Raw genomic sequence first — 13,986 nt, forward strand, 5'->3', positions numbered from 1 at the left:
GGGAATGGTTCTGAGCGATGGACTACGTAATCAAACTGGCCTTTGTCCTGCTGATCTTTGTCTACTCCTGGTTTTTTCAGATTCAAAATCAGGAGTGGGACATTCTGCGCAGCATGCTTAAAGACGCTAATAACAATGCCGTGCATGATGCATCACAGGAGCTGAGCGAGACCGCACGGGCGCAGGGACGTTTAATCATCAATCCTGCTGAAGCATACACCACCTTCCGGGAGTCGCTGCAACTCAATCTGGGGCTTGATGCAGGCTTATCGCCCCTTGCAGGCAGCCGGCTGCAAACACAAGTGAAGATTGTAAAATTCGACATTGTCGATGATTCAACAGGTGTTGCTTTTCCGTTTCTCTATGAAGACAGTACATACGGCATTACCAAATACATACAAGGACCCTCTGTCATCGCCGTCATCGAAACACAGCATCCCGTCCTGATCTCCCGTTCAAAAGTCCAAGAGGCCATCGTTGTTCCGGCAGTGCAGGAGTATAGGATGGGGGATTAGGCGGGGGCTTCATTAGTTCAGACCAGGAGTTAAAACTAAAACAATTAAAGGGGATATGATTATGAAAAAGTCGATTATTAAAACCATTCTCACAACGGCAACGATATCTATGTTTGTCCTGCCTTGTAGCGGGGTTTCTGAGGTATCCGCAGCGCAAGCTAAGCCGACAGCTACTCCGGCAACAAAAGCTACAGCAGCGCCGATTATGAGAGATAACCTTGCAAAGTACGGGTTGGTGAAGGAAGTTGAATTGCCGGTAACTATTGAAAAAGAAGGATTTAGTTATACGCTCGAAAAAATTATGATTTATGAGTCCAGTTCACCAACAGCCCAATCGCTCATTAAAAAATACGGATATTACGGGGATAAGAAATATTTCATCTGGACGAAAATTACGATTCAGAATAATAGTAAGTCAGTTGTACAGTTTTCATCGAAAGATTTAAGTGATAAGTGGCGTTTGAATTTTGGGGAAAGATCAGTAACGGATATGCCTCAAAAATTTTATGCTACTGTGAATAGTAAAGAAGCGTTATGGACTTGGAAGCTTAATTCAGGGGAGAAGTTGTCCACGTATCAAGCATATTTGTACAATGATACATTTAAAGAATTTTATGTGAGTGTTCATATGAAAAATAGCCAGACTTTCAAACAAATTGCGAATATAAAAGAGAATTAAACATGAAATGTAAATTAATATATGTAATCGTCTCAATTGTGTTAAGTGTCGGTATAGTTTTTCCTTGGAATTATAAGGCTAGTGCTGCTGATACTAAAACTACATCAGTTGCTATTCCAACAAAGACAGGACTAACAGGCTCTGATAATAGCGCCAAAACATATTTTCTTGATTTACCTAATGGCGTCAATTCCACTGCAATTAAAATCAATACTCTTAAATATAACGGTAATAATGATTTAATAGGTTCAATCTCGGTGGAGAATGGAAAAGTAAAGATAATATTAAAAGGGAATTCCCAAGATAGAACATATAATGTAGTAGGTAAAGATGTTATAAAAGATGAGAAGGGCAATGAAAAAATTGATAATTTTACATCTGTACCGGGAAACTCAATTTGGCGCTATTCGGATGGAAGACGTTGGCAGATAAATAGTTATAATTCTGATCGAGATATCAACGTAACCTTTGATGTTAAAGCAGACGACAACGTTACTCCATCAGGTAAACCGCCAGTTAGACCAGTAACAACAAAATCTAAGCCAGCAGATCCAAGTACAGCCAAATGGTTTACCGAAGATTTAACAACTATTGTTCCTTACAGCAGCATTGTGCAGTCCAGTATTAAACTTAAAACAAACGGGTTTTTGGAAGATACAGCAACTGTAGATGTGAAAAATGGTCAGTTTATAGTGGGATATAGTGTTCCATCTAAACGCTCTACTCCTGAGCAGGTGCCAGAGCATTTCGATAAAGGTGGATGGGTCGAAGGACGCTTATACTATGTGACTTTACTCTATAATTTTACCGCCACCGCCAAACTAACAACCTACAGCTACGCAGGCAATGTCACCTTTGAGTACGCCTTGCCGGATGGGCCTTCAATCAGCGGTTATGTTACAGTTCTGAAGCCTAAACCTAATCCTTACAAGTTTGTGAATGCGAATGTTGATGTGCAGCTCGCTATAACGGGGGAATTAGCGAATTACACGGATACATCGAATATCTCTGAGTGGGTATTTTATGCCAAGAAGAAAAACAGTAGCACTTTTTCTACTCAAAAGGATTATACAAAAATACTAAAAAGTACAAGCAAGCCCTTCTTGTTCACCATTTCTGCAGCTGAGATTGCAGGGGGTCCTGACCCGTTTCAGCAAGAATATGATCTCACGGTGACAGTGCGATTTTCCAAGCCGATTGTGACGAAAACAGGGACTATTACCGATTTGACAGCTAAATTAGGCGCTACTATAGAAGTATATAAAGAGAATCCAAGCATTGAAATTGATTCTGTCCCTCCGTCAACCAAAGGAAAACCTCCGGTAGCCCGTATTTTTGCACCACCTCTTGTGAAGGCTGGAGAGGAATTTCAAGCCAACGGCTCGGGCTCATATGATCCGGATGGAGATATTGTGGGCTACTACTTTGATTCGGTGGGTGCAACCTTTGAGGGATATTCACCGACTGGAGCGCAAGCTACGTTATGGTACCCCAATACAAAGCTAGGGCAGAACACTGTAAAGCTGACGGTATCGGATAAGGATATGTTAACGGACAGTGCGGGAACCTTTGTTTATGTTATCGAACCGATCCCAGAGGCAAAGCTTGAAATCGGAGGAACCTTGAAGCAAAACCGAAAGGTTATCATTCAGGACCGCAGCACAAGCCCTAAACATTATCCGCTGGATTATAACAAAAGCAAGATTACCATAAGTGCTGTTCCGGGCTATGGGGGGACAGATGCTGGAATTAAATACAGCGGTTCTTTGTTAGCCACTACATACAAGGAAGTTCTTTTCAAAGAACCTGGACTCTATAAGGCTACTATCTATGTTGAGAACAGATTAGGTTATAGTGCGACAACCGAAGAGACCTTTGAAATTGTACCGGATAATCCCCCGGTGATGTACATATCCATGCCAGGGCGCGTTTACCGTGACCCTGCCAACGGAAATAAAGCAGTTGTCAGCATAGACGATTTATCCTATTCGCCGGATGGAGATTACATAACTCGTCGGACTTGGGAATACCGGTACGATTCTGATAATGACGGCAGCTTTACCGATGAAAATTGGGTGATTTTCAGTGATGCAAATGCGCATAGATTGAATCTGGTGTTATCTGAAGTAGGAAAATATGAGATCCGTCATTTTGCGTATGAAACATTTGGCCAACCTACAATAGACACATTTGTTACTGCTGCGGATCGTCGTTCAGCAGACACAAGCGGTCAAGATCTTGACCAAAAGACGGTAGAAGTTCTTAATCTGGCACCGGAGGGGAATTGGGCATGGTAAAACGTATTCTTCCTCTATTCCTAAGTCTGCTGATTCTTTTTTCAGCTTTTCCAGAGTTTGTACCGGGGAAAGCTGAAGTTGCAGCACTGGATACTGACATTATCACATACGCTGATATTACTGTACCAGCTTGGGGAGTAACAAATGATTCTTACTATATAGAAGGAACATATGACTCAACTTCGACGCAGAATACGCTAACATATCAATGGTCTGAATTAAAAATCACCAATATTATTTACAACAAAAGAACATATAAGATGACATATGATATTGAAAACTTTAATTATAATGCTGACTTATACAGAGTTGAAGGTGTTGGTACTTGGGAAGCTAACTATCAGTGGAACTTCACTACTGGATTGGAAATTTTCGTTACAACTCCATCAGACCCACATTATGCCTGGGGCGAGCGTTTTTTTTATAATTACCATTACTATGGTGCGCCTTGGGTCTATAATGAGACTGTCCGAGCTTACATGCATCTTAAAAAATCCGGTGATTTTCTTGAAGGCATACAATTATATACCGGTCAAGATATGATATTAACAGAGGAACCAACTAACCTTCATTTTATGTACACTATTAGTGATTCAGTTTCTTATCCATCCTGGGAAGGCGGAAGGTCAATTGGATCACATTGGACGAGAACCGAATTTGATATTCCGCTGAAAAAAAACACCGCACCGACGCTTTCCATTACTACACCGAGTGGCCAAACACTCTTAAACGATGCTGGATTAAGCTCTCTCAATATAGAAGGGTATGTACAGGATGCGGATAACAACGACGTTACTTTGACGGCTGAGGTTCCAAATGTCCTTTATAAAAAAATAACAGTGCCACAAGCCGGATCAACCAAAAGGTTTTTGATTCCAATAGATTCAATAACGGATGCCATCCCTCCCGGAGATTATACGCTAACAGTGAAGGCTGTTGATCCATCAAACGCTTCTGCCTCTGCTTCGATGACATTTAAGGTGAGGCAGAGGCTAAAGCGAAGCATGTTCGTTCTGATTAATACACCTATTACTAACAGTACATCGTATACAGATTATGAAGGGGATCCCAAACTGGCGGAACGATATAAGTATCAGCATAACCCTAACTATTTTGACAATAGCATGGGCCTCTTATCGGACCAGGAAACATGGCGGGGATCGCCTTATGAATCCTTTTCGCTAACCGGCCTTTACATTGCAACCTATCAGCCCCGTGATAACCCTAAAACAGATGCTCGTTTCGATGAATATCGAATGTGGGGAAAGGATAACTTTACCCAGTTATCCTTTCAGGTCCACCGAAAGCCTGTTGCCTTATTTTCGGCAAAATTGGTTAATGGAGCATTGCAGCTGGCAGACAGTTCATACGATCTGGACCACATAAACAGGCCAGATAAAGGATTAACTGCTTGGCAGTGGCAGTACAAAAAAGGGGAAGAAGAAATATGGACTGATGGCGTACCCTCCGGGATCTTATCTACTACAGATTTGTACACGATCCGGCTCAGAGTACGGGATGTCGATGGGGAGAATTCTATTGGTGTTTGGAGCGATTGGTGCACTCAAACAGTAGGAGCGGCTGCAGGAAATCTTCCACCGGTCGCATTGTTTACGGTTGAGCCAAGCATCGTATCTTATCGTAAAGCAACTACAATTATTGATAAGTCATACGATCCGGATAACGATCCGCTGGACACGTATCAATGGTCCGTAGTAAAAGATGGCTGGCAAACCGTATGGTCCTATACAGGAGGAGCAAGTACACCTCCTAATATAGCATCGTATGGTGTCGGCAGTTATGTACTTACCTTAAAGGTACGTGATAACCGCGGACTTTGGTCTGGTGCTTATAGCCAAACCGTGAAAGTAATGAATCATCCGCCAGTGGCCAATTTCATTATGCCTGCGGAAATATACCGGGATGATGCTGTTGCAATTGAAAATCTAACTCCGAATCCGGATGAAGACGGGGATAATGTAATGTTTACCTGGAATGCGAAGTATAGAGGGGCAAATTACTTCGTTGGTAACAGCAGTAGCCAAAAGTTAACTGTACAAAATTTGATTAATCTATACGGATTTACACCTAAACAGGTTGTAGATAACTTATGGGAGTTACATCTAACGGCCACAGATGGTTCACTTAGTTCAACGGCAGCACGCTCATTTAGGGTCTTAAATCATGCGCCTGCAGCAGCTATTCAGGGGCCGGATACTGCAAACCAGTTCGATACGATCCAATATTTTTCTGCTGATCTCGATGCAGATACGGCGGATCAAGGTACCTTACGATATTTTTGGCAAGTAACAGACAGCAGCGGGCAAATTAAAAGCTATACTACACCCAATATTACAATGATTTTTTCGGAGACAGGCACTTACCGCTTGGAACACTGGGCTATTGATCAGATTGGAATTAAATCAAATATTGCTTCATTAGATATTAATGTATTCCCTAATCTGGCGCCAACAATGATATTGAACCGGCCCGCTGGAACAGTAGCCAATCCAACTATACTTGATGCTGAGCTTCAAGGAGATCCCTTAATAGAGTGGACATACTCTGATCCGGAAAATGATGCCCAGGAGAAGTATCGCTTAGAATTTTTTACAAAGGACAGCATACTAGCTAAAAGTGTAGAGAATTCGGATCTGACTGGATGGGTACGGCAATATCAGGTTCCTAACCTAACATTTGAACGGTTTGAATACTTTACGGTTTACGGGCGTGCCTATTCTAAGCTTTCCTGGTCCGAGCCTTCCAATGAAAAAACGTTTATCATCGACAACCCTCCGCAGCCAGGGTTTACGCTCATGACAGATACCGGCCGCAATGCCGCTGTAGTACCGATATATCGAACGGATAAGCTGACTATTCAAGGTACAGCGTCAGATCCGGATATCCCAAGCGGTGACAGCATCAGCTACAGCTATTACCTTAAGCCATTCGGCGGATCAGAAGGGCTGGCTGGCTCGCAGAGCACTTTTACTAAGCAATTCAGCACTAACGGCACCTTCATTCTGCGGCAGGTTGTGACGGATTCGCTGGGGCTTTCACGGGAGTTGATGCAGACTATTACGGTCGCAAACCGCATTCCTGTTGCCAACATAACGTATCCCGCCAGCAGCAGCCAGACCGTTCCGACGGTAACCAACACGCTGACGCCTGTAATAAAATGGGGTTATCAGGATGAGGACGGCGATGAACAGCAGCGCTATAAAGTAAGGGTCATTAATCTGACTACCGGTGCTGTGACAGCACAGTCAGGGGAACAGGCTTCATCCGTACAAGAGTGGAAGGTTCCTGCCGCTGTGCTGACGGAGAACCAGAAATACGCTGTTGAGGTTGAAGTCTATGACGGATTTAGCTGGAGCGGAATATCTCCCCGCAAGTATTTTATGGTTAACCTGCTGACTGTTCAGGGCGGGGTGCGCCATACGGCGGAATGGAATACTAACCGTCAGACCTATAATATGAAAAAAAGCGGAACAGCAGAGAGTCCGCGGGGCTATAGTGTGTTTTGGGCAGGGGAGAGCTTTGTGCTTCGTGCAGATACAACGGGGATGCCTGATTCAGTGGAGGTTTCGATGACGGGAGGGTATCATATATTGCTTACTCCCTCTGACAGCAGCAGAACGGTATGGAACGGAGAGCTGTATAATTCTTCATTTGAAAGGCTGCCAGACGGGCCGGTCACTTTTACTTTTACTGCAAAAAATGCGTTCAGCACTAAAATGGACACCGTTACGGTGACCATCCAGGGGAATTGGCAGGATTATTTTCAGAGCCACCGGATTAAATAAAGACTTCATACAAGGTACAAACCATATTTTAACGGGCGGAGGGCTGATCGCTAGACGATTCCCTCGGCCCTTTCTTCTGTCAGCAGGAGTCTGCGTGTACTTAAGGAGGCAGCAGCAGCCGGAACCTTGGGTGAGCTTATGTAGGTATTGCCATGTGTGAGATGCATATAGTAGGCCAGCTTGCCGCTGTATACTTTATCGGCACAGAGTGATTCTGCGAAATCCTCCGGTGTAACGAAGCAGGAAGGCTTGGCAACCGGCCGGCATGCAGCCTCTTCGCAGACGGAAGCGACAAAATGGGAGCAGAAGTAAGCGTCTTCCCGGTCAAACCTCACATTCAGCAGTACACCGATCAGGCCCAGCAGATGATATTTGTAGCGTCCCTGATTTTCCATCATGCCCTGGACATGCTTATACATCGTTTCGTATTCCCCGTCACTGACATTCATTTCATAAATGGCGCAATCAGCCATACTGTAAAAAGGATGCTCAAAGTTCTCGCGGATCAGTCCCGCAACGAACGGGTTGTGCACTTTTTTCCGCCCAAAGCTGTACACCTCCTGCAGTCCGCTGTCAAAGGCAATCGAAGCATGATTCAGCTCTGCCTTGGTGAACCATTTAATCAAGCCGCTAAAAGCAGTGCCGGTTCCGGTTAAAACAATATAGATATTTTTGCGTGCATCCATGCTCAGGATTCCTTTCTGCTGGAAAATATGGATAATCCGGTAAAATTCCTCGTTAGGTAACTTCATCTTACTGCATAATCCAGCTGCGGGAAACAAACTTTAGTCTTAACCTGAAACTGGACTAAAGGCTAAGTACCTGGTCTTTGGACCAGTATACCGCGCGGGGGCCTGATGTATAAAGCTGATTTTGTCTGGTAAAAAATAAGCTGTTCAAACCGTGCGTGTACAAAAACAATTGATAATGCTTCCACATTAGTGATACAATAATAGTCAAAATGACATTCTTGATTTAGAGGAGGATTATTTTAATGACTGAGCAGGCAAAAGAGCAAGCGATCCATAAGGAAGAAAATTCGACGGTGGACAACCTGGCGATTACTACGATCCGTACACTGGCTATTGACGCTATTGAAAAAGCCAATTCCGGTCACCCGGGTATGCCGATGGGTTCCGCACCGATGGGTTACCAGCTGTTCGCCAAAACAATGAATCATAATCCGGATCACCCGACCTGGGTTAACCGTGACCGCTTTGTATTATCTGCCGGACACGGCTCCATGCTGCTGTACAGCCTGCTGCACCTGAGCGGTTACGACCTGCCGATGGAAGAATTGAAGCAGTTCCGCCAGTGGGGCAGTCTGACCCCAGGCCATCCTGAGGTCGGCCACACTGCCGGTGTTGATGCTACCACTGGTCCGCTTGGACAAGGTATCGGTATGGCTGTAGGTATGGCTATGGCTGAAGCTCAGCTGGGTGCTACTTATAATAAAGATAACCATAACGTAATTGACCACTATACGTATGCAATCTGCGGCGACGGTGACCTGATGGAAGGGATCTCTTCCGAGTCTGCCTCCCTGGCCGGACATCTTAAGCTGGGTAAGCTGATTGTAATGTACGATTCCAATGATATCTCGCTCGACGGTAAGCTGAATCTGGCATTCTCCGAGAATGTTGCACAGCGCTTTGAAGCTTACGGCTGGCAGGTTCTGCGTGTTGAGGACGGTAATGATCTTCCTGCACTGCAACAGGCTATTGCAGATGCACAAGCTGATACAAGCAAACCGACCCTGATCGAAGTTAAGACTGTTATCGGCTACGGCAGCCCGAACAAACAGGGTAAAGGCGGACACGGCGGTACTCACGGCTCTCCGCTGGGTGCTGAAGAAGCGAAGCTGACTAAAGACTTCTACAAATGGGTATATGAAGAAGACTTCTATGTTCCGGATGAAGTTCGTGCCCGTTTTGCTGAAGTGAAGGAAAACGGTATTGCCGCGAACAAAGCATGGGACGAGAAATTCACAGCCTACAAAAAAGCTTATCCGGAGCTGGCAGCACAGCTTGAAACTGCTATCAGCGGCGGGCTTCCAGAAGGCTGGGATGCACAGCTTCCGTTCTTCACAGCAGAAGACAAAGCCGTATCAACCCGCGTAGCATCCGGTAATGCACTGAACGCACTGGCAGCCGGAGTTCCGCAGCTGGTAGGCGGATCTGCTGACCTTGAAAGCTCCACAATGACCCACCTGAAAGGCTTGACCCAGTTCACTTCCGAAGCCTATGACGGCCGTAACATCTATTTCGGTGTCCGTGAATTCGGTATGGCTGCAGCAATGAACGGGATTGCCCTGCACAGCGGTCTCAAAGTATTCGGCGGAACGTTCTTCGTATTTACCGACTACCTGCGTCCGGCTGTCCGCCTGGCTTCGATTATGAAGCTGCCGGTAACTTATGTTCTGACTCATGACAGTATCGCTGTCGGTGAAGACGGCCCTACTCATGAACCAATTGAGCAATTGGCTTCCCTGCGTATTATCCCGGGTCTGACTGTCATTCGTCCGGCTGATGCCAACGAAACCTCCGCAGCTTGGGCTTATGCACTTGAAAATACGGCTAACCCAGTGGCACTGGTGCTTACCCGCCAGAACCTGCCGATCCTTCCAGGAACAGTAGATGGCGTACGCGAGAACATCAAACGCGGCGGATACGTTGTTTCCGACGCCAAGAACGGTACTCCGCAGGCACAGATTATTGCTACCGGCTCCGAAGTGCAGCTGGCTGTAAAAGCGCAGGCAGTACTGGCTGAAGAAGGTATTGACGTACGCGTTATCAGCTTGCCGAGCTGGGATCTGTTCGAGAAGCAGGATAAGGCTTACCGTGATTCCGTTATCCTTCCTGAAGTTAAAGCCCGTCTTGCAGTCGAAATGGCACAGACCTTCGGCTGGGAGCGTTACACAGGCGATCAGGGCGATATTCTCGGTATCACTACCTTCGGTGCTTCCGCACCTGGCGATATCGTGATGAAAGAATACGGCTTTACAGTAGAAAATGTAGTCAGCCGCGTTAAAGCCCTGCTATAATAGACGGAATAAATATAAAGGGGAGAATAAGCATGAGCCAGTTTACCAACGCAACAGTTCAAAAAGCAGCCAATATTTATTACGATGGAAAAGTTACCAGCCGTACCGTGATTTTGGAGAACGGCACTAAGGTAACGCTTGGCATCATGCTGCCGGGTGTGTATGAGTTTGGCACAGAAGGCCCGGAAACGATGGAGATTCTATCCGGCGATCTGAAGGTACTGCTTCCAGGTACTGACGTCTGGAAAGAAATTAAGGGAGCCGAAACGTTCCACGTTCCCGGCAACTCCAAGTTTGCGCTGGAAGTATTCGCTTTAACTGATTATTGCTGTTCTTACCCGAATCTTTAAATTCATTTGGTCTATGGAGAGAAGCTCTGCTTAATTGCAGGGCTTCTTCTTTATATCCGGGCAAGGGAAGAGTTAAAATAAGACTTGTCCAAAATAATGGAATTTGGTATCCTTAATAGGAACTTATGTTCTTGTTTGTGGAAGGATAACTTTTTTGTTCTACAGAATGCTATTAAGTAAAGGGGGCTGATGCTTTGCTGTATTCAAATGACTACATAACGTTTAACTATGAGGAAGCAGGAGAGGGGCAGCCTATTCTAATCCTGCATGGAAACGGGCCGGACCACCGTATGATGATGGGCTGCCTGGAGCCTTTATTCACTCCAGAACAGCAGTACCGGCGGATATATGTGGATTTACCTGGGATGGGGCTGACTCCGGCTGCTGACTGGATACAATCTTCAGACGATATGCTGCGTGCGGTGGAGATGATGATTGAGGAGCTGATTCCCGGTGAACGTTTTCTGCTGGTCGGCCAGTCGTACGGAGGATATCTTGCAAGAGGCCTGCTCAGAAATTACGCCGACTCAATTGAGGGGCTTTTTCTTTTATGTCCTTGTGTTATTGCAGAGATGCGCGACAGAGAGCTGCCGCAGCATCAGGCTGCAATCTGTGACAAGGAACTGCTTGAGGAATTGAGTCAAGCAGAACGGGACGAATTCACATCTATTGCTGTAGTGCAGACCAGAGCAGCCTGGGAACGTTATAACCGTGAGATTGTAAGTGCTTTGCAGCTGGCTGATAACGGGTTTATGGAGCGGATCAAGGCAGCAGGCAAGTATCCCTTCAGCTTTGATGCTGACCGGATAGATCCCTTTCTCAAACCGAGCCTAATCCTGACGGGAAGGCAGGACTCCATGACCGGCTATAGGGATGCATGGAAGCTGCTGGAGTTGTATCCGCATGCTGCCTTTGCTGTACTGGATCATGCAGGACATAACCTGCATATGGAGCAGGAGGGGCTTTTAGGAGCTATGGTAAAGGAGTGGCTGAGCAGGGCCGGCAACAGTAAGCTTATTTGACCCGCTCATACCCGATTATAACTTCGCCGTTTACCTCATCTGTCATTTTTCCCGTACGTACGAAGCCGAGCTTCTCGTAGAAGTAGTGGTTTCTGAGCGCCCATGAAGGGGTATCCAGCGTCCATTTACGGGCAACGGGATAGGTCTGAAACAGGAAACGGAATGATTCTTGCCCGTAGCCGTGATTCTGATACTGCGGATCAATGAAAATACGGCCCAGGTGACATTCTGTAGCGGCGGGGGACGGGAACACAATCATGCCTCCTATGATGCAGTCTTCTGTAGCAAGCTTGTAGTAATGTGCGTTCATCATCTGCTCAGCCTGCCACTCTGCAGAGGCGTAGCCGGGAGGGCCGTCTTCCTCTTTATTCTGGTAGAGCCTGGCATCGGCATCAAAAGTCCGTTTTTGGACATCGGCCAGCCTGGCAGCATCTTGCGGATCAGCGAAAGATATAGTAAACATCTTTATAGCCCGCCCCCTTGGGATATTATGGATTTTTTAATGTTAATACATTCTTGCATACTGTGCAGGATACCTGCTCCCAACAGCTATATTATGAGCCGAATACAGAATTCCTGCTAGATATTGACGGGTTAGCAACATTCTCATATACTTCCACTAGCTGCTAGAGTAGATAGAATAGTGGGAGGCGTGAGAATGAAACAATCATGGATGTACAGGCGGTTGCATAAGGTACTACTGGGCTTTTGGAGTTGTATGCTGCTTGCCTTGATATTGACAATGACACCGGTAGAGGCATCGGCTAATATTGTGAATTCCAACCAGGTATATTCCTATACGATTATGCAGAGAGATATTGAACGGTTGGTGAAGGCCTATCCGGATCTGGTATCTATGGAGACATTGGGGCAAAGCCCCTATGGACGGCAATTATGGGCTGTAAAGCTGGGCAGAGGGGAAGCAGTGCTGTCCCTGAACGGCTCCCATCATGCCAGAGAGTGGATGACAACTACCGTATTAATGAAAATGATTGATACATACGCCCAAGCCTATGTTAACAATACAACCATTGGAGATTACAACGTACGCCGGCTTTTGGATGAAGTGAGCATCTGGATGGTCCCGATGGTGAATCCCGACGGTGTGGTGTTGTCCCAGCAGGGTACGGCAGGCCTTACAGCAGAGCTGGCTCAGACACTGCGGCGCTACAACGGTAATAGTATTAACTTCACCCGCTGGAAGGCCAACATGCAGGGTATCGACCTTAACCGCCAGTATCCGGCCAACTGGAGTACGATTAAGAATGCAGGCTCATACCCGTGGTATCAGAATTATAAAGGCCAGCGGCCCGCACAGGCGCCGGAAGTCCGGCTGATGATGGATTTTACATACCGGATCGATCCGGAGATGACGATTTCCTACCATAGCTCCGGAGAAATTATTTTCTGGCATTTTAATACCCTCAGCAGCAATGTAGCCCGGGATCAGGCAATAGCCCGGACACTTAGCCGTATGACCGGATACTCTCTGGTATCTCCTGAGAAGAACCCTTCCGGCGGAGGCTATAAGGACTGGTTCATCCAGGAGTTTGGCCGTCCGGGCTTAACAATTGAGATTGCCCCGTATGCCGGAGAGAGGAATGTGCCTCTAAGCCAGTTTGAACGCGTCTGGAATGATAACAAGGCGGTGGGACTTTATTCTGCGCTGCAGTCCCATTCCTTATGGCTGAATAAGCAGAAGGTCCAGTATCTGCAGCAGTCCATGGACGTACTTGCCGAAACCGGACTCTATCCCCAAATAGGGACGTTGTCCGGAGGTGTCAGTATACAGCCGCAAAGACTGCATGTAATCGCCAAAAAGGGTGACTGGTACCAGGTACAGGCGGCAGAAGGCACTGGCTGGATGCAGTCTTCTCCCGGAAAGCTTGTGGTAGTGGAGGAGATTGCAGCAACTGCGGAGCTAAAGGTAAGTGTCCCGGCATATAAATATCCCGATGGATATGCTCCTAAAGTGACATTCCTGGAGCCGCAGACCGTTCAGGTATCAGGCAGATGGGGGAACTGGCTGCTGGCACTGACTCCCGGCGGAAGCTGGTGGATTGATGGGCGGAAGGCAGAGCTGAAGTGGCCGGTGGAGGAAGAAGGACCGGAAGCGGGAATTGAGCAGCAAGGAGCGGAGCAGATGGTACCCGAGCCTGTAAGCTCCCCGGAAATATAGGCTTGTAAGCCAACTATAGGATAGTTAACGACAAAAAAAGGTGCTCCGCAACCGCATAATTACGGCTGAATGGAGCACCTCTTTACAATTGAATA

Annotated in this window: 10 protein-coding genes; 8 read left to right on the top strand and 2 right to left on the bottom strand. The window is 46.4% G+C overall.

From position 1 onward, the window contains the following. The first annotated feature begins 17 nt into the window (after positions 1-17). The 4 genes from R70331_RS05715 to R70331_RS31450 all read left to right on the top strand — a co-directional run bounded on the left by R70331_RS05715 (position 18) and on the right by R70331_RS31450 (position 7,297). Positions 18-515: a hypothetical protein gene (locus R70331_RS05715; protein WP_042173619.1), complete on the top strand. Its 498-nt coding sequence runs from the start codon at positions 18-20 to the stop codon at positions 513-515. Between the two features lie 61 nt (positions 516-576). Continuing rightward, a complete protein-coding gene (locus R70331_RS05720; RefSeq protein ID WP_042173621.1) occupies positions 577-1,194 on the top strand; it encodes a hypothetical protein in 618 nt (205 codons plus the stop codon). 2 nt (positions 1,195-1,196) lie between these two features. After that, positions 1,197-3,491 (top strand): hypothetical protein, encoded by a 2,295-nt coding sequence (locus R70331_RS05725; RefSeq protein ID WP_042173623.1) that lies wholly within the window; start codon positions 1,197-1,199, stop codon positions 3,489-3,491. Further along, positions 3,485-7,297: a glycoside hydrolase family 78 protein gene (locus R70331_RS31450; protein ID WP_156131082.1), complete on the top strand. Its 3,813-nt coding sequence runs from the start codon at positions 3,485-3,487 to the stop codon at positions 7,295-7,297. Before R70331_RS05725 ends, R70331_RS31450 begins: the two co-directional genes overlap by 7 nt. Before the next feature lie 50 nt (positions 7,298-7,347). On the opposite strand, the gene R70331_RS05740 is transcribed toward R70331_RS31450, so the two are convergent. Further along, positions 7,348-8,049 (bottom strand): hypothetical protein, encoded by a 702-nt coding sequence (locus R70331_RS05740; protein ID WP_197071393.1) that lies wholly within the window; start codon positions 8,047-8,049, stop codon positions 7,348-7,350. Positions 8,050-8,291: 242 nt separating this feature from the next. On the opposite strand from R70331_RS05740, the gene tkt reads away from it, so the two are divergent. From tkt to R70331_RS05755, 3 genes are all read left to right on the top strand, one after another. Beyond that, positions 8,292-10,340 (top strand): transketolase, encoded by a 2,049-nt coding sequence (tkt, locus tag R70331_RS05745; RefSeq protein WP_042173628.1) that lies wholly within the window; start codon positions 8,292-8,294, stop codon positions 10,338-10,340. Between the two features lie 32 nt (positions 10,341-10,372). Continuing rightward, a complete protein-coding gene (gene ppnP / locus R70331_RS05750; protein WP_039870456.1) occupies positions 10,373-10,690 on the top strand; it encodes a pyrimidine/purine nucleoside phosphorylase in 318 nt (105 codons plus the stop codon). Positions 10,691-10,884: 194 nt separating this feature from the next. Then, positions 10,885-11,712 (top strand): alpha/beta fold hydrolase, encoded by an 828-nt coding sequence (locus tag R70331_RS05755; RefSeq protein ID WP_042173630.1) that lies wholly within the window; start codon positions 10,885-10,887, stop codon positions 11,710-11,712. Here the strand turns inward: R70331_RS05755 and R70331_RS05760 are convergent. After that, positions 11,705-12,175 (bottom strand): GNAT family N-acetyltransferase, encoded by a 471-nt coding sequence (locus tag R70331_RS05760; protein ID WP_042173632.1) that lies wholly within the window; start codon positions 12,173-12,175, stop codon positions 11,705-11,707. The two genes, R70331_RS05755 and R70331_RS05760, sit on opposite strands and share 8 nt — an antisense overlap. Positions 12,176-12,370: 195 nt before the next feature. Here R70331_RS05760 and R70331_RS05765 point away from each other — a divergent pair, with 195 nt between their 5' ends. After that, entirely contained in the window at positions 12,371-13,891 is a 1,521-nt protein-coding gene (locus tag R70331_RS05765) for a M14 family metallopeptidase (RefSeq protein WP_081947482.1), read from the top strand. Positions 13,892-13,986: the final 95 nt, after the last annotated feature.

Source organism: Paenibacillus sp. FSL R7-0331, assembly GCF_000758645.1.
GTDB lineage: Bacteria > Bacillota > Bacilli > Paenibacillales > Paenibacillaceae > Paenibacillus_AQ > Paenibacillus_AQ camerounensis.

Excerpts from the sequence above, each read along its gene's own strand:
- R70331_RS05715 (WP_042173619.1), top strand. The coding sequence starts at position 18 with ATGGACTACGTAATCAAACTGGCCTTTGTCCTGCTGATCTTTGTCTAC.
- R70331_RS05720 (WP_042173621.1), top strand. The coding sequence starts at position 577 with ATGAAAAAGTCGATTATTAAAACCATTCTCACAACGGCAACGATATCT.
- R70331_RS05725 (WP_042173623.1), top strand. The coding sequence starts at position 1,197 with ATGAAATGTAAATTAATATATGTAATCGTCTCAATTGTGTTAAGTGTC.
- R70331_RS31450 (WP_156131082.1), top strand. The coding sequence starts at position 3,485 with ATGGTAAAACGTATTCTTCCTCTATTCCTAAGTCTGCTGATTCTTTTT.
- R70331_RS05740 (WP_197071393.1), bottom strand. The coding sequence starts at position 8,049 with ATGAAGTTACCTAACGAGGAATTTTACCGGATTATCCATATTTTCCAG.
- tkt (WP_042173628.1), top strand. The coding sequence starts at position 8,292 with ATGACTGAGCAGGCAAAAGAGCAAGCGATCCATAAGGAAGAAAATTCG.
- ppnP (WP_039870456.1), top strand. The coding sequence starts at position 10,373 with ATGAGCCAGTTTACCAACGCAACAGTTCAAAAAGCAGCCAATATTTAT.
- R70331_RS05760 (WP_042173632.1), bottom strand. The coding sequence starts at position 12,175 with ATGTTTACTATATCTTTCGCTGATCCGCAAGATGCTGCCAGGCTGGCC.
- R70331_RS05765 (WP_081947482.1), top strand. The coding sequence starts at position 12,371 with ATGAAACAATCATGGATGTACAGGCGGTTGCATAAGGTACTACTGGGC.